Below are 20206 nucleotides of genomic sequence, written 5' to 3' on the forward strand. Positions count from 1 at the left end.
TGTATAATAAAATATAACAACTTTATAAACGTTACCACAAGGGGAGCGAAAGCTGAGAGTGAACAATCTGTTCTGACCCTCTGAACCTGTTAGTTAGTACTAGCGTAGGGATGTGGATAATAAGCAGCATTGCTTATTTTGCTTTTACATTAAGCCCCCTTATGGTTTCGTTTCATCTAACAAGGGGGATTTTTTTATGAAAAACATACGTCTTGTGGTTTTACTCGAAGCCTCATTGATGGCGGCATTCGCCGTTATCCTTGATATGCTTCCGTCTATTAAGCTATCACCGAGTATCTCCATTTCGATAGCAATGGTTCCTATTTTTCTATTGTCATATCGAAGAGGATGGAAGGCGGGCATATTGGCTGGATTTGTATGGGGCCTATTGCAAATTGCCTTGGGAGATGCTTGGATTGCGACTCCAGTGCAGATGGTAATTGAATATTTCATCGCCTTTGCCTCTATCGGTCTTGCCGGATTCATTTCTGGTAAGATCCAATCCTCATTAAGAAATAACTGCCGAACGGAAGCGGTCATGTGGATAGTGGCTGCTACGTTTTTAGGTAGCCTGGCTCGATATGTTTGGCACTTCATCGCAGGATTTGTCTTCTTTGCAGAATATGCACCGAAAGGTATGTCGCCGCTACTTTTTTCATTAGCAGCAAACGGAATCACCATGCTGGGATCAGCACTCCTATGTTCAATCGCTCTGCTGATCGTACTCAACACAGCGCCAAGATTGATCAAAGTAAGGGTATCTCCTCAAGAAAGCAGAAGAAAGGCATCATAAAATTGTCTGGACCGGTCCCTATAAAGAGGCTGGTCTTTTTTTATGTAAAAATACACCCCAGGTCTTAGGAGCAATTACTTCTACGGCTACTGTTTGCATGTTGTCGATTTTTTTATACTTAAGATATTCGTACGTATAGGAGTGACCTGGATGGAAGAAATCATGGCAAATTATTCGGCTGAGTGGGGGATATGGGGTGTATTGCTTTCTCTATTTATTGAAGGAAGTGCTTTCCCTTTTGTGGGCACTTTTTTTATCGTAACAATGGGATTTATTTTAGAATTAACGTGGATGGAGATAGGAATCACTTCTTTAATAGGAAGTTTTCTTTATACAGTGGGGAGCTATATTCCTTATTTTATCAGTTTGAAACTAGGTGCGAAGCTGGAGGCAAGGCTCAAGCCTGAAAAACGGAAGAAGCTTAAAGAAGCCCAGGAAAGGTTCAACCGCTACGGAATCTGGAGCGTAGCGATCGCAAGCCCCCTTCACTTAGGAAATATCATTCCCTTCATGGCAGGCATGGCAAAAATGAATCTGAAAGTGTATTCCCTCCTAACTATGCTCGGGATTGCTCCGTCTACCTTTTTTTTCTTAGGTATAGGCAAGTTCTATGATGGGGATAAAGAAATGATCCTGGGAGTTGTAGAAGAATATCAAATGTTGGTTGTGGCAGGGTTTGTTCTGGTCACTGTTTTGTACACTCTTTTAAAAAGGAAGAGAGAAAAGGGAATAGGAGGATGAGTAGTGAAGATCCGGAGACTGGAGATTTTTTAACAAGTTGCTCAACATTGGCCCCTAAAACCCTCTACACATATTAAATCTACTAAAATCATCCCATTCCTCATTGCTTACACCCCTTCTTTCCTATAAACTAGACCTATTCAAAAAATAGCACGTGTGGAGAGATTGATATTGGAAGCAAAAATGATAAGAAGATATGACATTATGGAGGTAAGTCTGCTGGCGGGTAAGATCATGCTGCAAAGTGGTGCAGAAACGTATCGGGTAGAGGATACGATGATGAGGATCGCCGCTTCATATGGCATTTCAGAATCTCACAGCTATGTTACCCCGACAGGGATCATCTTCTCAATTGAAACGTCTGAACCAACTAAAACGAAGCTGATCCGAATAAACGAGAGGTCAACTGATCTTGAAAAAGTAACCCTCGTGAATAGTATTTCAAGGCAAATCAGTAAAGGGCATCTCACTCTTGAAGAAGCATACAATGCTTTGGAAAAGCTGGATCAATCTGATCTTTCCTATTCCTTTGTTATTCAAGTATTGGCCGCTTCGATTGCAAGCGGATGTTTTCTCATCATGTTCCAGGGAATGTGGAATGACTTCATTCCGGCGCTTTTCGCTGGTGGAGTCGGGTTTACGAGCTTGATTTATTTCCATCGACTCGTACCTATTAAATTCTTCGCCGAGTTTCTTGCTTCCTTTATTATCGGAATGCTTTCCTATGGGTTCGTCCAGCTGGGAGTCGGACAGGAGTTGGATAAGATTATTATCGGATCAGTGATGCCCCTGGTACCTGGGCTTCTTATAACCAATGCCGTCAGGGACTTAATGGCAGGGCATTTGGTGTCGGGTTTATCGAAGGGAGCAGAAGCTTTTTTAACGGCGTTTGCCATCGGGACGGGTATTGCCGTAGTTTTCACTCTGACATAGGGTGCATTTGATAAGTATAGAGAATAAAAGTTGAGGTGAAAAGGGAATGCTCATCATCGAACAATTAGTGACAAGCTTCATATCCGCAGCTGCATTCGGGATTATCTTCAACGCTCCAAAGCAGTCCCTTTTCAAATGCGGAATTGTTGGAATGTTAGGCTGGATCATCTACATAGGAATGAGTTTAAATGACGCGGATGCGGTGCTTGCGACGTTACTTGCATCCTTTGTCGTTGCCGTGATTAGTCAGGTATTCGCGAAAATGTATAGAACCCCGGTCATCATCTTTTCTGTAGCCGGAATTATCCCTCTTGTACCTGGAGGACTTGCGTACGATGCCATGAGGAATTTCGTTCAAAACGATTACAATGCCGCCATCAACCTGGCAGCAAAAGCCTTCATGATCTCAGGCTCCATCGCCATCGGACTCATCTTCTCGGAAGTCATCAACCAAGTCATCCGAAACGCACGGCTGAATGTAAGTGCAAGACGAATGAGATAGGGACGGACCTTACTTTTGTGGGGTCTTTTTTTATTGCTTCAGCAGAGCATAGAAACGAAACAAAGTTGGACGAAATGATCAAACTGCAGACTCCGTGCACATGTAACATTTTCTCCCTCCCAACGTCTAATCAACAAATAGAACATAGAGGAGGGTCATAGTATGAGTAAGAAATCTTATCTGCTCATCATTGCTGGAATTGTGTTGCTGGTGGCACTTGGAACGTTTGTGTATAGTCAAAGACCTGTTGTGAAGGCCGAGGGGAAGATGGAGGGCGACCTTCTCGTGATGGAGAATAACTCATGGAATCTGCAATTTTCAACAGCCCTGAATAAGGAAACGGTGACGCCCCGGAACATTTATGTAGAAAACTCCACTGGAGAGAGGATCAATGTCTCCATGAAGTTGGATGAAAATCGAAAGACCCTGCAGATTCAAGCACCGCCAGAAGGATATCCTTCTGATCCACACAAGTATACACTTCATATTTCTCCTAAAGTGAAAACCAAATGGGGTTTTTCTTATGATGGAGATACAGAAATACCCTTTTCTGTCACCTCTAAACTACCCAGTATTCAATCCAAGGAAGAACTAACGAACTATTTTAAACAAATTTTAAAGAAAAATAAGGAAGATACGGAGTTTTCTCTGTTCGGTAGAGAAGGGAATATGGAATCCAAATCATCAGAAGATAGTGCAGCTGGAGAATCGCCTCAATCGGAATCCCTTTTTTCTGAAACGAATAATCAGGTTCAAGGAGTTGATGAAGGGGATATAGTGAAGACTGATGGAAGCTATATATACCAATTAACAGACCGTAAGCTGCTGATTACAAAGGCAAATCCTGTGAAAGAAATGAAAGTGGTATCCTCTACAAGCTATAAAGAAAATATGCAGCCCCATCATCTATTTTTACAGAATGATAAGCTGCTCGTCATCGGGAATAGCTGGTCGCCTGCACATCTTCAAGAGAATAAACAAGAATCAATTGCTTCCACTATGCCTGTAGAAGGGACGACCGTTGCGATTTTGTATGATATCTCAGATAGAGCAAAACCATCTCTTCTCAGGTATGTTGAGCTAGAAGGTCAATATGTAACGTCCAGGAAGATTGCTTCCACGGTATATTTGATTTCGAATTTGTATCCAAACTACTGGATGCTTGAACAGGGGGGGAATCCTGATCTGAGACCCCGGGTGAAAGATAGTTTAACAGGTGATGAAGCGACACCAATTCCAATAGAAGATATTAAGTATTTTCCACAGTCCCATTCCCCAAACTATACCTTATTGACGGGAATGAATATGGAAGATCCCAAGGCTTCTCTAATCGTTCAATCCTATCTTGGAAGCGGCGATAAAGTGTATATGTCTAAAAACAACCTTTATGTGGCTGTAGAAAAATACAATGAAGATGCTATGAAAAGTTGGATCTCTTCAAACACTGAAATTTATAAATTTTCCGTAAGTGATGGAAAGATTGAATATGCTTCATCAGGTCAGGTAGAAGGAAGAGCTTTAAATCAATTTTCCATGGATGAACATAAAGGTAACTTTCGGATCGCAACGACGAAAGGGGAGGTGTGGAACAGTGATTCTCCTTCAACCAATGCTCTCTATATTCTGGATGAGAACATGAAGAATGTTGGGGAAGTAACGGATTTAGCCAGGGGAGAACAAATCTATTCTGTCAGGTTTATGGGAGATAAGGCATATATGGTGACCTTTAAACAAGTCGATCCCCTTTTTGTCATCGATACGGCAGATCCGGAAGCTCCAAAGGTTTTGGGGGAGCTGAAAATTCCAGGTTTCAGCACCTATCTTCACCCTTTAGACGAACATCACCTCATAGGGTTTGGTTTTGATACGAAAGTGGTGGGTGATGACAAAGCAACTAATGAGGAACCCAGAGTCGTTCGACAGGGGATGAAGATTTCATTATTCGATATTACAGACTTTCAGCATCCAAAGGAAACGGACACTGAAATAATAGGCGGGCAGGGTACACACTCTTTTTTGTTAGACGATCACAAAGCACTGCTCCATGAGCCTTCAAGAAATCTATATGGCTTTCCCATTTCTGTTTATCATGAAAAAGAGGGAAGCCGGCATGAACTGGATTTTGACTATCAAGGTGCCCTCCTGTATGAAATCACACCTGAAAAAGGAATCGTTTTAAAGTCTCAGCTCACAGAAGAAGAAAACAGCAACAAAGAATATTACGAACAGTGGGAAGACCAGATTCAAAGACTCCTATATATTGATGATCAGCTTTATACATTATCACATAATAGAGTGACTGCTTACTCATTAGATGATTTTAAAAAAGAAAACGCAATTGATCTCCCATGATGAAAACCCTTAAGGTGCTTCGCCTTAAGGGTTTTCTATTACTTAAGACTCCCTGATGAATCAATTAGACTATCTTTTTTTGTCAGGTTTTGAAAAAAAATCTTTGGGTAGATAACTATTAGCTTTATACAATTTCCATAATTGAAGGGAGAACATCGAATGAACAATGATATAACGCAAGAATGGTACGGGTACTTAGGGAAGCTTCCTGATCTGTTATTAGCTTTATTAGTGTTATTGATCGGGTGGATCATAGCAAAGGCTGTTGAAAAAGCCGTTTACGGAATTTTAAAACGGGTGAAGATCGATGATAACCTTTATTTTGGCAGCAGGAATGGAGAAAGGAAATGGACATCGGAGAAAGTCATTAGTAAAATTGTGTACTTTATCCTTCTTGTGTTCGTGTTTATTGCCTTCTTCAATATGCTTGACTTGAACTTTATTGCTTCACCTTTGGTCGGTATGTTGAGCACGATGGCAGCAGCGATTCCAAATGTATTAAAGGCAGCACTTATTCTATTATTTGCATGGATAGTTGCTTCTGTACTGAAGGTATTGATAGAGAAACTGGGTACGCGACCTGCGGTTAAAAGCACGCTGGTAAGATCTAAATTAGCGAAAGATGAGAACGATGTACATCGTTATGTCTATACGGCTGCTAGAATTGTATTCTATCTCGTGCTTCTCATATTCTTGCCGGGAGTGTTAGCGGCTCTTAATATCACAGGGGTTTCAGGGCCTTTCACGGAAATGCTCCAAAACTTCCTAGGGTTTATTCCTAAATTGTTTGCTGCAGCTATCATTTTCCTTGTCGGCTGGTTTGTAGCCAAAGTCGTCCGCGATATCGTCACGAACTTTTTACAGGCGATCGGAACAGAGAGAGTAGCTGAACGATTCGGCATTGGCAAGCTCTTTCAAGGAACAACGGTTTCATCGGTCATTGGTACGATTGTATTCGTACTCATCATGATACCGGTTACCATTTCTGCATTGGATCAGCTGGACATTCGCGGGATTTCAGAACCGGCGATAAACATGCTGAATCAGGTCCTGGTGATGCTTCCGAATATTGCGATTGCGATCCTGCTCATTCTTGCAGGAATCTGGGTTGGTAAATGGGTTGGAGCCATGGTGGCACGTTTATTGAACCGGGTAGGATTCAATTCTCTATTACGTAATATGGGTATAGGACGTATGAACGTCAATAGGAATCCCTATGAACCAACGGGCTCATCCTATATGAATCTATCAGGACTTGTAGGTAGAGTCGTTCAGATTATCATTGTTTTCCTCTTTGTTGTAGAAGCCCTGGAAATTGTGCGATTGGAATTCCTGGTCGCCCTGGCAACGGGTGTCCTTGCTTACTTACCGCATGTATTGGCAGCCATCGTCATTCTTGGGGCAGGCTTATACTTAGGTAACTTGGTCAAGAGCATCATATCCAATGTATTGAGTGATAACTTCCAAGTGCTTTCGACCATCACGAAATATGCAATCATTGCCTTAAGCTTCTTTATGGCCTTGGATCAATTAAAAGTGGCTGATTCCATCGTCAATATTGCATTCATGCTGATTCTGGGTGGACTGGCACTAGCCTTCGGTTTGGCATTTGGTCTGGGTGGAAAGGACTTTGCGCAAAAATATCTTTCTAAACTGGATCGAAAAATTGAAGAAGAAAAGAACAGACCTGATAATGGCGGAACTGATACTCCACCTTTTAATCAATAAAAGTAAAACACCGCATGGTCCTTATGGGACCATGTGGTGTTTTTTATATTCTTGTTGAGGAGGAGAAATCAGCTTTATAAGTTCCTCAACAATCTCTTCGCAATGAGTTCATAATCATCCTTCGAGATACCAGGTGCAAATTCTTCCGGCAGGTCATCCAGGTTAGGGATCGGGGCTCCTTCAGGTGTGCCTTCGATAACCCTTAGTGGCTGCCCGTTCTCAGGATTTGTTCCCTTCCATATTTGTGCGATATCCTTGTAGTCGTTGTCACTCCAAGTATAAAGTACATTATTAATCCCTTTCTCTTCGAATTTTACAGCTGTATCGAATTTGGAATTATCAAGGTCAGGGATCGGAAGCATCTTGGTAAGGTCCACACCCGTCGCGATTTCCAATGCCTTTGCATAGGCCAATACATGGGTGCCGCCCCGAACTAGTAAGTACCCGATCATTTCTCTGGCGGTAGGATGGTCGGTCATCTCGTATACCCGCATTTTATGGGTTCTGGCTCCCACTTCCAAGAAGAAATTATGAAGCAGATCCAACACTAAATTTCCAGAGCTGAACACATTATCTCCCGTCCATGCCCTTCCCATGGAATCACCGGCTAAAGCCGTTTGGGCAGTGGCAATGTATTGATACGTGTTTCTGGCATCCAATCCATTTTGGAGAGGGGCGATATTAGGGTCACCGGGGAAGGTATTCCCGACAGACAACAGGTTGATCGTATTGGTTACAAGCTCCACGTGACCGAATTCTTCCGCGGTAATACTGGCTACAATATCATAAAAGGGTTTAAGCTTCTTTTTCTGGCGGAAATTAAAGGACTGGAACATATAATTATTTAAAGTGGACATTTCTCCAAACTTACCACCGAGTAATTCCTGAACGGCAGCCGCGGCATTTTTGTCACCGTGTTCAGGGATGGGGAGTTCAATGAGCAGCTTATTCATTCGTTTAAACATGTCTTACCCTCCTTTTTGAATTCTATCGGTCAGCATCTTCAGAACTGGGGAAGAACCATACAATTTGTTGAGATCGAACATAGAATGGCGTTCCACTCACTTCCATGACAATGTGGTCAGGTAAAACACTTGAAAGCTTACCCCGTACAGAGCCTTCACTCGTCTGTATCACCAGAAATTCATCCATCATGCTCATCAATGCTTGATACAAATATGGATCGGTAAAAGTAGACATTTGAATATCCATCACGTCAACTCCTTATCTTTCGATTAATCGTCCCCGTCAGTATATGAAAGGGGCTTGGGCATGGTTAATCGTCCAATTGGCAGAGTGTCGAATATAATGCTTCCAACTACCACCCGGCATAAAAAAACGATATGATGATACATATATACATAATGGAAGCTTTTTGTCAGAGGGGTGTTCATTTGAAGGTCATACATTTTTTAAAGCCTTACCGTGTTGCCATGGCGGTTGCCTGGAGTTTAATGCTGGTAGAGCTTGCTGTAGAACTATTGAATCCGCTGTTTATGGCGCGGATCATCGATGAAGGTATTATGAATGGAGACTTGGACGTAGTGATGAAATGGGGCTTCATCATGGTTGGGATGTCGCTCCTTGCGTTTATTTCCGGCTTGACGAATTCATTTTTTGCCGCCCATACGAGTCAGGGATTTGGTTATGATGTGCGGGAAAGCTTATATAAAAAGGTTCAGTCGTTTTCCTTTGCAAGCTTTCATAAGCTCCCGACATCATCCCTCATCACCAGGATGACCAATGACGTGAGGCAGCTGCAGAATACGATCTTCATGAGTTTGCGCATTATGCTGAGAGCGCCGCTGCTAGTTGTGGGATCAACAATCATGGCACTCATCGTGAATGTTCGTCTTGCCCTTATTTTATTAATCGTGATTCCGGTATTATGGGTGTTCCTGTTATGGGTTTTGAAACGTGGATGGAGCCTTTTTGAAAGAGTTCAATCCCGACTCGACAAAGTAAACGAGGTCATGAAGGAAAACCTCTCAGGGATGAGGTTAATTAAAGCTTATACTCGAAGCAAGTATGAAGAAGGCCGATTTCATGGAGCAAATGAAGATTTGAAGGACCGGACTGTCCGGGCTCTTCGTTTTATGGAAATCATCATGCCCCTTCTTATGCTCGTGATGAATCTGGCCCTCCTATCCGTTTTGTGGTTCGGGAGTATAGATGTTGCCTCAGGTGGGGCGAGTGTTGGGGAAGTCGTAGCGATCGTGACATATGTTACGAGAATCTCCTCCGTTTTTTCAATTTTCTCATTTATCATTACGAGTTTTTCTAGAGCAAGGGCCTCCGCCGGAAGGGTAGAAGAGGTTCTGCAAACCGAGATTGATTTGAAAGACGGAGAGGAAGTACGACAGGAAAACACAGTGATGAACGGAGAGATTACATTCAAAGATGTGTCGTTTCAATACCCTTCAACCCGTGGGAAGGTGCTTGAAGGTGTATCGTTTAAAGTGGAGGCTGGCGAAACGGTTTCGATCCTGGGGGCAACGGGATCTGGGAAAACATCCCTCTTCCAGCTCATTCCCCGCCTATACGATGCGACGGAAGGGTCTGTTGAACTGGATGGTCAATGCATACGGTCCATCCCTTTGACTCATGTAAGGAAAAATATTGGGTACGTGCCCCAGGAAGCGGTATTGTTTTCTGGATCCGTATCCGAAAACCTCCTATGGGGAAAAGAAGATGCCACCAGGGAAGAAATGATCCAGGCAGCAAAGAATGCCCAGATCCATGAGACCATCCTGAATCTTCCCCATGGATATGACACAGTTCTCGGTCAAAAAGGGGTCAATCTTTCAGGAGGACAAAAACAGCGTCTATCGATTGCGAGAGCACTCATTCGAAAACCAAAGATTTTATTACTGGACGATAGCACGAGTGCTTTGGACTTAAAAACAGAATCGAAATTGCTCCAAGCTCTGAAGCAATACGAATGTACGACGATGATCATTACACAAAAAATAAGTACCGCGATGGAATCTGATACGATTCTGCTCCTTGAAGATGGAGTGTTAATCGGAGAAGGGACACATACATCCCTATTAGAAGATTCCTCCCTCTATCAGGCGATTTTCCAATCTCAATTCGGAGAGGAGGAAATACATCATGTCTAGGCATGTGCGAAAGAAACTGGGGAAAAACGATAAAGCGAAAGATGCAAGAGGGACGCTGCGTCGTCTTTGGAACTATCTTTCGGAAATGAAAGTGATCCTGTATCTCGTCATTCTAATGGTGTTCATCAGTTCGGCAGCTTCTTTACTGGGACCTTTCCTAGTGGGAAAAGCGATTGATGAATACATTGTAACGAAAGAGACTTCCGGATTGATTGGGCTTGTATTAGGTTTAATAGCCGTGTACATCTTTCATTCCCTGTCCGTATGGTTCCAAAATTATTGGATGATCGGTGTGGCTCAGGATACGGTCTATCGCTTGCGGAAGGACCTTTTTCATCAATTGCATCAGCTATCGATCCCCTTCTTTGATAAACGAAAGCATGGGGAGTTAATGAGCAGGGTGACAAATGATATCGATAATGTAAGTGCCACGTTGAATAGCTCGTTCATTCAAATCATATCCAGTGTCCTGACGTTAGTAGGGACCGTCACGATCATGCTCTGGCTAAGTCCGTTGCTTACCTTGATCACATTGACCATCGTACCTCTCATGGCTCTCGGTATGAAGTGGATAACGAATCGGACAGGACGTTTGTTTAAACAATATCAACAAAATATCGGAGAGCTGAACGGCTATATCGAAGAGACGATTTCGGGGCATAGCATCATCAAAACCTTTTCCCGTGAGGATACTGCCATAAAGGATTTTGGAGAAAAAAATCAACGATTACGAACGGCAGCTTATTGGGCGGATACCTATTCCGGGTTTATCCCGAAACTTATGAATGTGCTGAACAATTTGAGTTTTGCCGTCATTGCCGGAGTCGGAGGGATCTTTGCCTTAAATGGTATGATAACCATTGGAGTCATTGTGATATTTGCTGAGTATGCCCGTCAGTTCACCCGTCCGTTGAATGAGCTCGCGAACCAATATAACACGTTATTATCTGCCATTGCCGGTGCAGAGAGAGTATTTCAAATTTTAGACGAAGAGGAAGAAGCCAAGGATGAAGGTGATGCCGTGGAGATCGATTCCGTTGAAGGGAAAGTGGAGTTTCGGCATGTATCCTTCTCGTATGAAAAAGGGGATCAAACGCTTCAGGATGTATCCTTCACCATTAGACCGGGTGAGACCGTTGCTTTGGTCGGACCGACAGGAGCAGGTAAAACGACGATTACCAATTTGCTGTCTCGTTTTTATGAACTGAATGAAGGCAGCATCGAGATTGACGATCAGAACATCCAAAGCATTAAACGAAAGAGTCTTCGTCAGCAGATGGGATTTGTCCTGCAGGATAGCTTCCTGTTTCAAGGAACGATTGCAGACAATATCCGTTACGGCAGACTCGATGCGGACGATGAAGAAGTAAGGGAAGCGGCGAAATTGGCCAATGCACATTCCTTCATCGAGAAAATGCCTGAGGGCTACGATACTTTATTAAGACATGATGGCAGTGGGATCAGCCAGGGACAGAAACAATTATTATCCATAGCACGAGCAATCCTTTCAAATCCGTCCATCCTTATTCTTGATGAAGCTACGAGCAGCATCGATACGATTACAGAGCTGAAGATTCAGGAAGCACTCAAACGATTGATGAAGGGGAGGACAAGTGTAGTGGTGGCCCACCGTCTTAACACCATCCGCCAGGCCGATCAAATACTGGTCCTTGATCAAGGAAAGATCATTGAACGGGGATCTCATGATGAGCTTTTGAAGCAGAAAGGGTTTTATCATGGGCTGTATCATAGTCAGTTGAAGGAGAGCGGCTGATGGGTTGTGTGAATCTTCGCGGGAATTCCGGTTTTGAAAATAAATCCTGAGATTTGAAAATAAAATCGTGGAATTGAAAATAAAATGCGAGATTTGAAAATAAAAGTAGAGATATTGAAAATAAAATGAAATTCGACTGGGGAACAGAGGGGAATACGAACGTCATTCATACAGAACATAAAAAAACACCTCAAAAGTCAGCACTTTTGAGGTGTTTTTAGCTTGTAGAGGGGCTAAATCATCCCGTTAGCGATCCCTCTGGTATTGCCTTAATCGGATAAAGGCAACTCTGTAACTTGCAACATCACAAGTAATATATTTATATCTTGAACGTTGTTTGCAGATAATAAACAGCCGCGGGCAATTCCTTGAGTCGTTTGATATACCTAAACGACGTAAGCCCTACCTCTCTTACATCCTAACGGCTCCGAAGCCGATCCAGTGTGAATAAGTTGTTAAATCAAAACAGAATAGAATTACGAATTATCTTCTCTATCGTTTCAATGTATGTTACAAGATTACAATAATTAAATATAACATCCATACTAAAACGTGTCAAGGGAATCTTGATTATAATTCAAGTGACTGCGGCGAATCCTCATCATCGTTCATTAAGCGGATGGCGGTGGGCTGAATTTTTAAGACGATGTAATTCGGATCGTCCGGCCCTTCAAACCATCTCTTCATATGGTCATTCCATACTTTTTCCTTGTAATGGGCAGAATCCTCTATTGAAGCGCGCCCCTCAACTTCGACAAAGGTATCCCCGTAGCCTTCTCCTTCGTAACCAAGAAGGATATGAACGTTGGGGTTGTCCTCGATTTCATCTGTCTTATGCGTTTCCTTGCTTGTTGGCGTATACAGGGTCAGATCTTCATGTAAAAAGGTCATATAACGGGAATGAGGCTTATTATTTTTAACCGTTGCCAGCGTCCCGACTTTACTATCATCAAGGACCTTTAAGATTTGCTGTTTCAGTTCAGCTTGTGACACACAATCCATCTCCTTTAAATGTTCATTTATATATATCCATACTATTCCTTTTCTATAGATGAAATAAACATGGGAATGTGTACTTCTGGTGCTATCCGGGAATAACGGAAATAACAAGGAAACAAAGGATGATGAGCGTGATACCGGAAGAATTAGTCGATATCTGCAAGAAAAGGATGGAACCATATGCCTGTGAAGGATTTGTCTACGGTCGTGGTCCCGGGCACCCGACGATTATGATTGTGGGAGAAGCTCCCGGAGAAACCGAGATTCACAATGGAATTCCATTTAGCGGGAGGGCCGGAAAAGTCCTGGATGAGTTCTTTCGTTATTTAGAGGTTCCACGGGAAGACATTTATTTTACCTCGACGGTCAGAAGCAGACCTTACAAGGTTATCCCTAAGAAAGTAGGGGAGAACGAGGTCATAGAGAAGAAGTACAATAGGGCCCCGAATATGAAGGAACAGTTGGCTCATGCACCCATTCTGGATTATGAACTGCAGCATATTAAGCCGAAACAGCTTGTGACATTGGGGAACATCGGGTTACAGAGGCTGCTGGGGAAACAATATACCATTTCTCAAGTACACGGCCAATTCATTCAATCGAAAGTCAGACGCTTGAAAAATCTCCAGTCCAATGAATGGATCATGAGTGATGAAAGCTATTCCATATTTCCAACCTTCCATCCCGCCTCGATATTCTACAATCGCTCTTTAGAAAAAGAAATATACAAAGACCTGGATAAATTGAAAGAAGCTCTGTGGGGGAATCATTCAAAAGGAGGCTGACATTTCGGGAGTGTCAGCCTCCTTTACGCTACTTCTTGTTTAAATTCTCCTGAGCCATTCTCACAAGCTCCTTCACCATATTACCGCCGATCCTTCCGCCCACTTTTCCTGCTTGCTCCGATGTTAACTTTCCGTTATATCCTCTTTGAAGAGGAATGCCTTGCTCTCTCGCCATTTCATATTTCGCTTCTTTGGGATCTTGCGTACCAGAAACTTTGGCTTTTAATTGATCCATTGCAGCTCTGGATTCAGGTACAAGAAGTTTTCGTTTCGACATATTTTCACCCCTTTTTTAGATTGCCCAAATATTTTTTTATAAGTATAGAGTCTTGGCATATAAGGGTTTTTCCACGTTTAAGAAATTTTCGTCACAAAAAAAGATTGTCTAATTTGTGTCAAATAAAATATAATTCTTAATAGTTAGTTTATTTTTACAAAGAAAAGGGGGAAATGCCATGGAAGAATTAGTTGGCAAGTTGGTAGGAATACTTTGGTCTCCGGTCATGATTTACTTTTGTTTGGGTGTAGGCTTATTATTTTCTATTTTAACGAAGTTTTTACAAGTCAGGCTCTTTAAAGATATGGTTGTTCAAATGTTTAAGGGTGGAAGCTCCAGTGCAGGGGTATCCTCATTCCAGGCCTTGGCGCTTTCGTTATCTGGACGTGTCGGGACAGGTAACATCGCCGGGACAGCAACAGCAATTGCTTTCGGTGGTCCAGGAGCGGTTTTCTGGATGTGGACGATTGCGTTTATAGGTGCAAGCAGTGCCTTCATCGAATCCACTCTGGCTCAAATTTACAAAGTGAAGCAGGACGGGGAATACCGTGGAGGACCAGCCTACTATATTGAAAAAGGGATCGGTTGGAAATGGTATGCCGTACTATTCTCACTTGCTACATTGCTCGCAATGAGTATTTTAATGCCTGGGATTCAATCGAACTCCATCGCATTAGGACTTGAAAATGCATTTGGTCTCAGCACAACAGTAACAGGCATCGGTCTTGTGGTGTTAATCGGGGTCATCATTTTCGGCGGGGTCAAACGTATCGCTGGGGTAGCTTCTTACGTAGTACCATTTATGGCCATTGCATATATTCTTCTATCTCTTATCATTGTAGGAATGAACATTACTGAAATCCCTGCAGTTTTTGCTCTTATTTTCAAGAGTGCCTTCGGTTTTGATTCAGCATTCGGAGGAATCATCGGGATGGCCGTATCTTGGGGAGTAAAACGTGGAATTTATTCCAACGAAGCAGGTCAGGGTACAGGACCACATGCCGCAGCGGCAGCTGAAGTGTCCCACCCTGCCAAACAAGGGCTGGTTCAAGCCTTTTCCGTTTATATCGATACCCTTCTTGTTTGTTCGGCAACAGCGTTCATGATTTTGTTTACGGGCTCATTCAATACAGAAGCTCCTGATGGAACGATGCTTGCAAACAACTTGGAAGGAATTGAAGCCGGTCCTGGTTATACACAGGCAGCCATAGAATCAGTCATTCCTGGATTCGGAGCATCATTCGTCGCGATTGCATTATTTTTCTTTGCTTTTACCACAATCATGGCTTACTATTACATGGCTGAAACGAATGTCGCTTACTTAATGAGAGGGAAGAATTCAAAAGTGGCGATGGCCATCTTAAAGGTTGTCCTGCTTGCGGCCACATTCTATGGAGCAGTAAGAGAAGCCGCTTTAGCATGGGCACTTGGTGATATCGGTCTTGGAATCATGGTCTGGTTGAACTTAATCGCCATCCTTATCCTGGCCAAACCTGCCTTGAAGGCCCTCAAGGATTATGAGGAACAGAAGAAACAAGGTCTTGACCCAGTCTTTAACTCTACAAAGCTTGGTATCAAAAATGCAGAGTTCTGGGAGCAAGAGTACAAAGTAGAAGATAAAGAAAATGCATCTTAATCTAAAAAAGAAACCTGTTGCCTATACGGCAGCAGGTTTTTTTATCGTTTTTTTTGTAGGGGATTATTGTTATAAAAACAAGGTCTGCCAAAGCTTTGTCATCCAAAATGTGCTTAAATGATGAGGGAACCTGCTCTGCTTGCAACTAGCGTTCTACAGGAGATAATTGTAAGAACAAAATCCCTACTATAGAAGTCAATATCGACCAATGAACACACAAAAACTGCTGACTATTAGGATGTTAGGTATTTAAACTTGTCTTCCTTAAGAAGCTCAACCATAGAGTTGATTGTAGCGGAAGGTGCTCGACTCCTGCGGGAATAGCGGGAAAGTTGAGACCCCACAGGGCAAAGCCCGAGGAGGCTCAACTCACGCCCCGCGGAAAGCGAGCACCTGTAGCGGAAATCAACCAGCACTTTCCTTTTACAGCAACAAAGTTTACCAAAACAGCCTTTTCCACAACAGTCATATTATTTAGAAACAGGACTCTCAATCCTGGAATAAAGCCGGTCACCGACGTATTTCTGAAATGCATACATAAGCAATGATTTTATGAAAAACAGGACAGTTAACTGGTATTGCTTTAAACGGATCAGATTCCACACACCAAGTTTTTTGAATAAGGAGTAAAATGGGTATGTAAAGAACGTATCGACCAGAAAATTGACTAGCACATAAAGATAAAAATTTTTATAGGTGAATTTGAGGATCCAAACAGAACCACTCAAAAAAACCCCAATCACAAAAGGCATGATACCATTCACTTTGGGGAAAAGCCTGGTGGTTATGGTCCACCATTTCATCCTTTCTGCAAAAACATTTTCTGAATAAACGAGTAATGACATAAACATAGAGGCAGGTAAATATTTTTTTAAGCTCTCTTTTCCTGATAATAAGAGGAATACCCAAGAAACGAGCATCAGAATAATTATATAAAGCTTATTTCTTTTTTTAACCACAGTGATTCCCTCCTAAAAAGGATGACGAGATATCTTACGATTAGATTGGTTTAATAAAAATAGATTTATACAGAAAAAAGTAAAAATGTATTCCCATCTGATTAGTAGACAATATCTTTGAGTTAGACTTCTAAATTGATTATGATAATTAAAAGAAGTAAAAAAAGTGATTTTTATCAGGAGGTGCTATTTCAATGGATTTATATGAACCGTATATACAAAGTGATCGTCAAAGAAAGCTGGTAGATTTAGCTGGTGAGCTGGCTGATGCGTTTGATGAACGGGGTGAAGCGTATGACCGTGAAGATGCCTTTCCTTATGAAAATTTCAACGACCTGAAGAAAAAGGGATTTGGAACATTATCTCTTCCTAAAGAGTACGGAGGGGAAGAAATCAGCTTATATGAGCTGGTGATGATTCAAGAAAGGCTTGCTACAGGGGACGCAGCAACGGCTTTGTCCATTGGCTGGCATCTCGGGGGATTGATGGAACTGACGGAAACCCGGACGTGGAATGAAGAGGTGTTTAAGGAACTTTGTGAGGAGATTGTAGTAAACAATGCTCTTATTAACCGGGCAGCATCTGAACCGGCAACGGGTAGCCCCACTCGTGGAGGACTTCCCGAAACTAAAGCCGTGAAAACGGAAGAGGGATGGAAAATAAGCGGAAGGAAATCCTTTACTTCTATGGCAAGGGTCCTGGATTATTCTTTAGTATCAGCAACAATCGATGATACAGAAGAGAAAGGATTCTTCCTGGTGCAACATGACCTGGAAGGAGTAAGCGTTGAGGAAACATGGGATACGATTTCAATGAAGGGAACGGGCAGTGATGATCTCGTTCTGACAGATGTCCAACTCCCATCTTCTGCCCTTGTAGAGCGTGATAGTGAAAATCAAAGAGGGGAGAATGATCTTCCTAAAGCATGGCTCCTGCACATTCCAGCATGCTATATAGGAGTTGCGATTGCAGCACGCAACCATGCCATCCAATTTGCAAAGGACTACTCACCAAACAGTTTACCGGGGCCTATCAAGGATGTACCTGAAGTTCAACGGAAAATCGGTGAAATCGAATTAGAACTATTTAAGGCAAGGCAGATTCTTTATTCAGTAGCTGATAAGTGGGTAAGGGAGCCTGAAAAACGGGTAAATATGGGACCAGAGCTTGCTTCTGTAAAACATGTTGTGACGAACAGCGCATTCCGAATTGTCGACATCGCCATGAGAATCGTTGGAGCAAAAAGCCTTTTCCGTTCCAATCCAATGCAGCGTTATTATCGTGATGTCAGGGCCGGTCTTCACAATCCACCAATGGATGATATGGTGATTGGAATGTTAGCGAATAACGCATTAAAATAAGTTTTCAATAGAAAAGGTATAGACAGTATTCTGTCTATACCTTTATTAGTATCTATGAGTGTAACGTTTTCTCCAAGACGGTTTGATGCTGAGCTTCTAACACATGTATTTCACTCAGCTCCTCTATCAGGTCATGAATGGATAGTAGTTCGTATAGCATGACTGTTTCACAGGAAAAATGGTGCTTCATGGATTGAAAAGGTTTCGTATGAAGCTCCTCTTGATCTTCCCAGAATTCCTCCAGGAGATCTTTCATGAGGGTGAAATGCTGTTCAGGTATGTGAAACGATGGATGATGCATGATTCCTTTCAACGATTGAGTCGCATGCAGGATCCGATCTTTTTCCTCTTCACTGAATGTGTACTGAACAGGTAGATAAATCAAGTTTCCGATATGGAAAAGGATTTGTCTCAACAGGTTAAGCTTTTTGTACTCATAATGGAAATACCTCAACTCCTGACGACTGGAGCGGTGAAGCTTCCATTCTTCCTTTTGATATTCGCAAAGAGTTTCCGTCGATTCAATCTCTCTTAAAATGTCATTGAAGATTAATTTTGTATCCCGGTGAAGAGAGTGGTTTTGAAGAACTTCAGATCCTCTTTTTTCTAATAAATTGCCCGTTTTGAAATAGAGATTATGAATCTTGTTTGTAATGGTGTTCGAGTATTTTGGTGGAAGGATCCACAAGTTCACTAGTGTAGACACAATCAGCCCGATGGTAGTCGTGCCCAGACGAATGAAAAAGGTAGCTACATAGTGATCATGTATGGTGGGAATCATGGCAATCCCTGTTAATGTGGCGACCAGGATGCCTGCCCCTAAATGAAGTTTGTGGCAGGTGATGATTGTGAGCAGTGCGACCAGTGCATATGTAATGGGGTGATCCCCGAACGTGGAAGCAATGATTACTGCAAATAGTGCTCCTATCGCCGAAGCGGGAAAACGAATGAATGCTTTTTTGATTGAATTGGCTGCTGTTGGCTCGATGGTGACTATGGCTGTAATGACGGCAAAGGTCGCTGGCCAATTTAAAAGTTCGCAAACAATAGCCGTTAAAAAAACGGCGATACCGGTTTTGGCTATTCTTCCTCCGACAAATTGAAATTTTTTCAGAAACTCCATCATTTAACCCTCTTTTTATAATGCTCTTTTCGCAAAGATTGTTGCTTTTTAACATAAGCACTGTTAAGGCTCTGTCAATTAGTGAGTGCCGGATGGTGAGGGGAACTGCTTCGCTTGCAGCTAGCGTTCGGCCGAGCCTCCTCAGCTTAGCCGAACGGGGTCTCGGCACGCCAAAAATCCGCCGGAGTCTCCGCAGTTCCCCCTCACCATCTTTTACAGGTTTTTTGTGACAGATCTTTAACGTGTCCTAGAAAACAAAATTACTTGAAAGATACTCCCTTAGGACAAACAATATCTCTTTAACTTAATTGAGATTGTTTGCTAGAAAGCTTCTCTTAATTGTTTTCAATTAAGGATTCATGCTCAGAAAGTTGATTGAAGCGGAAGGATGATCGACTCCTGCGGGAATAGCTGGACAGGTGAGACCCCGGAGGCGCAGCCGAGGAGGCTCACCGCCAGCCCCGCGGAAAGCGAGCATCCTGGAGCGGAAATCAACTAATACTTTCTCTTCTACAATAACAACAAACTTTACGAAAAGAGCCTTTTATAAATCGCTGTCCCCTTTATTATAAAGTAAGAAAAAACCAATTGAAATGAATGAACAAAAAAAGAACCGTTCTGGGAACAGTTCTTTTTTATATGATAACTCATCTGAGAGGTAAAGGACGTAATAAAATCTTAATTGACTTAGGCATCTTGTGTTCACTCTGAGCCTCTTTTAAATACCTGAACATTGCTTTGCCTGCAACAGAGTTAGCGGAATGAATCGTGATCCGTTCTGCGAACAGCTGTTTTTCCACCATGTAGTGAACGAGCATTAATCCATTACGGGTCTTACTTTCTAAGTCATGATCTAATGAAAGATGAGCGATAGAAAAATTCAGAAGCAGGTCAATACATTCATCGATGTCTTTCGCGAGAATGTACCCTTGTGGACAGTGGCGATAATCGTCTAAAAATACATTTACTGTCATATTAATTCTTCTTTCGTCATTTGACTTAATTTAAGCCTAACAGAGATTGACTTTTTTCTATATAGGTAAATAGTATGATTAATACAAATATATTTGTAATTTTTTTGTTGGTTTATGGGGGTTAATCTTTATGCGTTTTATGAATGA

17 protein-coding genes and 1 riboswitch are annotated in these 20206 nt (G+C 42.3%); of the genes, 11 read left to right on the forward strand and 6 right to left on the reverse strand.

Features of this window, described 5'->3' with window-relative positions; translation table 11 throughout:
- Positions 1-29 precede the first annotated feature (29 nt).
- Positions 30-128: riboswitch (TPP riboswitch) on the forward strand.
- A gap of 68 nt (positions 129-196) precedes the next feature.
- The 6 genes from thiT to ACCB35_RS02020 all read left to right on the forward strand — a co-directional run bounded on the left by thiT (position 197) and on the right by ACCB35_RS02020 (position 7049).
- Positions 197-793 carry an energy-coupled thiamine transporter ThiT gene (thiT, locus tag ACCB35_RS01995; protein ID WP_374055529.1) on the forward strand — a complete coding sequence of 199 codons (597 nt, stop codon included), beginning with the start codon at positions 197-199 and terminating at the stop codon, positions 791-793.
- A gap of 150 nt (positions 794-943) precedes the next feature.
- Positions 944-1534: a DedA family protein gene (locus tag ACCB35_RS02000; protein ID WP_374055530.1), complete on the forward strand. Its 591-nt coding sequence runs from the start codon at positions 944-946 to the stop codon at positions 1532-1534.
- 183 nt (positions 1535-1717) lie between these two features.
- On the forward strand, positions 1718-2467 hold the full coding sequence (locus ACCB35_RS02005) for a threonine/serine exporter family protein (protein WP_044339230.1): 750 nt from the start codon (positions 1718-1720) through the stop codon (positions 2465-2467).
- Between the two features lie 46 nt (positions 2468-2513).
- Positions 2514-2969, forward strand: a complete 456-nt coding sequence (locus ACCB35_RS02010) for a threonine/serine exporter family protein (RefSeq protein WP_044339076.1) — start codon at positions 2514-2516, stop codon at positions 2967-2969.
- Positions 2970-3131: 162 nt separating this feature from the next.
- Positions 3132-5321 (forward strand): beta-propeller domain-containing protein, encoded by a 2190-nt coding sequence (locus tag ACCB35_RS02015; protein ID WP_374055531.1) that lies wholly within the window; start codon positions 3132-3134, stop codon positions 5319-5321.
- A gap of 159 nt (positions 5322-5480) precedes the next feature.
- Positions 5481-7049: a mechanosensitive ion channel gene (locus ACCB35_RS02020; protein WP_374055532.1), complete on the forward strand. Its 1569-nt coding sequence runs from the start codon at positions 5481-5483 to the stop codon at positions 7047-7049.
- Between the two features lie 74 nt (positions 7050-7123).
- Here ACCB35_RS02020 and ACCB35_RS02025 read toward each other — a convergent pair whose 3' ends face one another.
- The gene (locus ACCB35_RS02025) at positions 7124-8014 is read right to left on the reverse strand and encodes a manganese catalase family protein (protein ID WP_044339080.1); all 891 of its coding nucleotides are present in this window, start codon (positions 8012-8014) and stop codon (positions 7124-7126) included.
- Positions 8015-8036: 22 nt separating this feature from the next.
- Complete coding sequence (locus ACCB35_RS02030; protein ID WP_044339081.1) at positions 8037-8261, reverse strand: YuzF family protein; 225 nt, start codon at positions 8259-8261, stop codon at positions 8037-8039.
- A 221-nt stretch (positions 8262-8482) separates the two neighbouring features.
- Here ACCB35_RS02030 and ACCB35_RS02035 point away from each other — a divergent pair, with 221 nt between their 5' ends.
- Together ACCB35_RS02035 and ACCB35_RS02040 are read left to right on the forward strand one after the other, a co-directional pair.
- Positions 8483-10171, forward strand: coding sequence for an ABC transporter ATP-binding protein (locus tag ACCB35_RS02035; protein ID WP_374056926.1), 1689 nt, complete (start codon positions 8483-8485; stop codon positions 10169-10171).
- Positions 10164-11945: an ABC transporter ATP-binding protein gene (locus ACCB35_RS02040; RefSeq protein ID WP_374055533.1), complete on the forward strand. Its 1782-nt coding sequence runs from the start codon at positions 10164-10166 to the stop codon at positions 11943-11945. Before ACCB35_RS02035 ends, ACCB35_RS02040 begins: the two co-directional genes overlap by 8 nt.
- A gap of 570 nt (positions 11946-12515) precedes the next feature.
- Here ACCB35_RS02040 and ACCB35_RS02045 read toward each other — a convergent pair.
- Entirely contained in the window at positions 12516-12938 is a 423-nt protein-coding gene (locus ACCB35_RS02045; RefSeq protein ID WP_374055534.1) for a pyridoxamine 5'-phosphate oxidase family protein, read from the reverse strand.
- A 131-nt stretch (positions 12939-13069) separates the two neighbouring features.
- On the opposite strand from ACCB35_RS02045, the gene ACCB35_RS02050 reads away from it, so the two are divergent.
- Positions 13070-13729, forward strand: a complete 660-nt coding sequence (locus tag ACCB35_RS02050) for a uracil-DNA glycosylase (RefSeq protein ID WP_374056927.1) — start codon at positions 13070-13072, stop codon at positions 13727-13729.
- A 28-nt stretch (positions 13730-13757) separates the two neighbouring features.
- On the opposite strand, the gene ACCB35_RS02055 is transcribed toward ACCB35_RS02050, so the two are convergent.
- The gene (locus tag ACCB35_RS02055; RefSeq protein ID WP_044339085.1) at positions 13758-14006 is read right to left on the reverse strand and encodes an alpha/beta-type small acid-soluble spore protein; all 249 of its coding nucleotides are present in this window, start codon (positions 14004-14006) and stop codon (positions 13758-13760) included.
- 178 nt (positions 14007-14184) lie between these two features.
- Between ACCB35_RS02055 and ACCB35_RS02060 the strand changes: the two genes are divergently transcribed.
- On the forward strand, positions 14185-15642 hold the full coding sequence (locus ACCB35_RS02060; RefSeq protein WP_374055535.1) for an alanine/glycine:cation symporter family protein: 1458 nt from the start codon (positions 14185-14187) through the stop codon (positions 15640-15642).
- A gap of 1153 nt (positions 15643-16795) precedes the next feature.
- Positions 16796-17962 carry an acyl-CoA dehydrogenase family protein gene (locus ACCB35_RS02065; protein WP_374055536.1) on the forward strand — a complete coding sequence of 389 codons (1167 nt, stop codon included), beginning with the start codon at positions 16796-16798 and terminating at the stop codon, positions 17960-17962.
- Between the two features lie 52 nt (positions 17963-18014).
- Here the strand turns inward: ACCB35_RS02065 and ACCB35_RS02070 are convergent, their stop codons facing one another.
- Both ACCB35_RS02070 and ACCB35_RS02075 read right to left on the reverse strand, forming a co-directional pair.
- A complete protein-coding gene (locus ACCB35_RS02070) occupies positions 18015-19088 on the reverse strand; it encodes an aromatic acid exporter family protein (RefSeq protein ID WP_374055537.1) in 1074 nt (357 codons plus the stop codon).
- A gap of 644 nt (positions 19089-19732) precedes the next feature.
- Positions 19733-20059, reverse strand: a complete 327-nt coding sequence (locus tag ACCB35_RS02075; protein ID WP_374055538.1) for a cyclic-phosphate processing receiver domain-containing protein — start codon at positions 20057-20059, stop codon at positions 19733-19735.
- Between the last annotated feature and the right edge of the window lie 147 nt (positions 20060-20206).

The sequence above is a fragment of the Rossellomorea sp. FM04394 genome (genome assembly GCF_041889765.1).
Taxonomy (GTDB): domain Bacteria; phylum Bacillota; class Bacilli; order Bacillales; family Bacillaceae_B; genus Rossellomorea; species Rossellomorea aquimaris_B.

Coding starts and splice junctions, on each gene's coding strand:
- ACCB35_RS02055 (WP_044339085.1), bottom strand. CDS start 14,006: ATGTCGAAACGAAAACTTCTTGTACCTGAATCCAGAGCTGCAATGGAT.
- ACCB35_RS02065 (WP_374055536.1), top strand. CDS start 16,796: ATGGATTTATATGAACCGTATATACAAAGTGATCGTCAAAGAAAGCTG.
- ACCB35_RS02020 (WP_374055532.1), top strand. CDS start 5,481: ATGAACAATGATATAACGCAAGAATGGTACGGGTACTTAGGGAAGCTT.
- ACCB35_RS02050 (WP_374056927.1), top strand. CDS start 13,070: ATGAGCGTGATACCGGAAGAATTAGTCGATATCTGCAAGAAAAGGATG.
- ACCB35_RS02030 (WP_044339081.1), bottom strand. CDS start 8,261: ATGGATATTCAAATGTCTACTTTTACCGATCCATATTTGTATCAAGCA.
- ACCB35_RS02040 (WP_374055533.1), top strand. CDS start 10,164: ATGTCTAGGCATGTGCGAAAGAAACTGGGGAAAAACGATAAAGCGAAA.
- ACCB35_RS02070 (WP_374055537.1), bottom strand. CDS start 19,088: ATGATGGAGTTTCTGAAAAAATTTCAATTTGTCGGAGGAAGAATAGCC.
- ACCB35_RS02015 (WP_374055531.1), top strand. CDS start 3,132: ATGAGTAAGAAATCTTATCTGCTCATCATTGCTGGAATTGTGTTGCTG.
- ACCB35_RS02005 (WP_044339230.1), top strand. CDS start 1,718: ATGATAAGAAGATATGACATTATGGAGGTAAGTCTGCTGGCGGGTAAG.
- ACCB35_RS02000 (WP_374055530.1), top strand. CDS start 944: ATGGAAGAAATCATGGCAAATTATTCGGCTGAGTGGGGGATATGGGGT.
- ACCB35_RS02010 (WP_044339076.1), top strand. CDS start 2,514: ATGCTCATCATCGAACAATTAGTGACAAGCTTCATATCCGCAGCTGCA.
- thiT (WP_374055529.1), top strand. CDS start 197: ATGAAAAACATACGTCTTGTGGTTTTACTCGAAGCCTCATTGATGGCG.
- ACCB35_RS02025 (WP_044339080.1), bottom strand. CDS start 8,014: ATGTTTAAACGAATGAATAAGCTGCTCATTGAACTCCCCATCCCTGAA.
- ACCB35_RS02035 (WP_374056926.1), top strand. CDS start 8,483: ATGGCGGTTGCCTGGAGTTTAATGCTGGTAGAGCTTGCTGTAGAACTA.
- ACCB35_RS02060 (WP_374055535.1), top strand. CDS start 14,185: ATGGAAGAATTAGTTGGCAAGTTGGTAGGAATACTTTGGTCTCCGGTC.
- ACCB35_RS02075 (WP_374055538.1), bottom strand. CDS start 20,059: ATGACAGTAAATGTATTTTTAGACGATTATCGCCACTGTCCACAAGGG.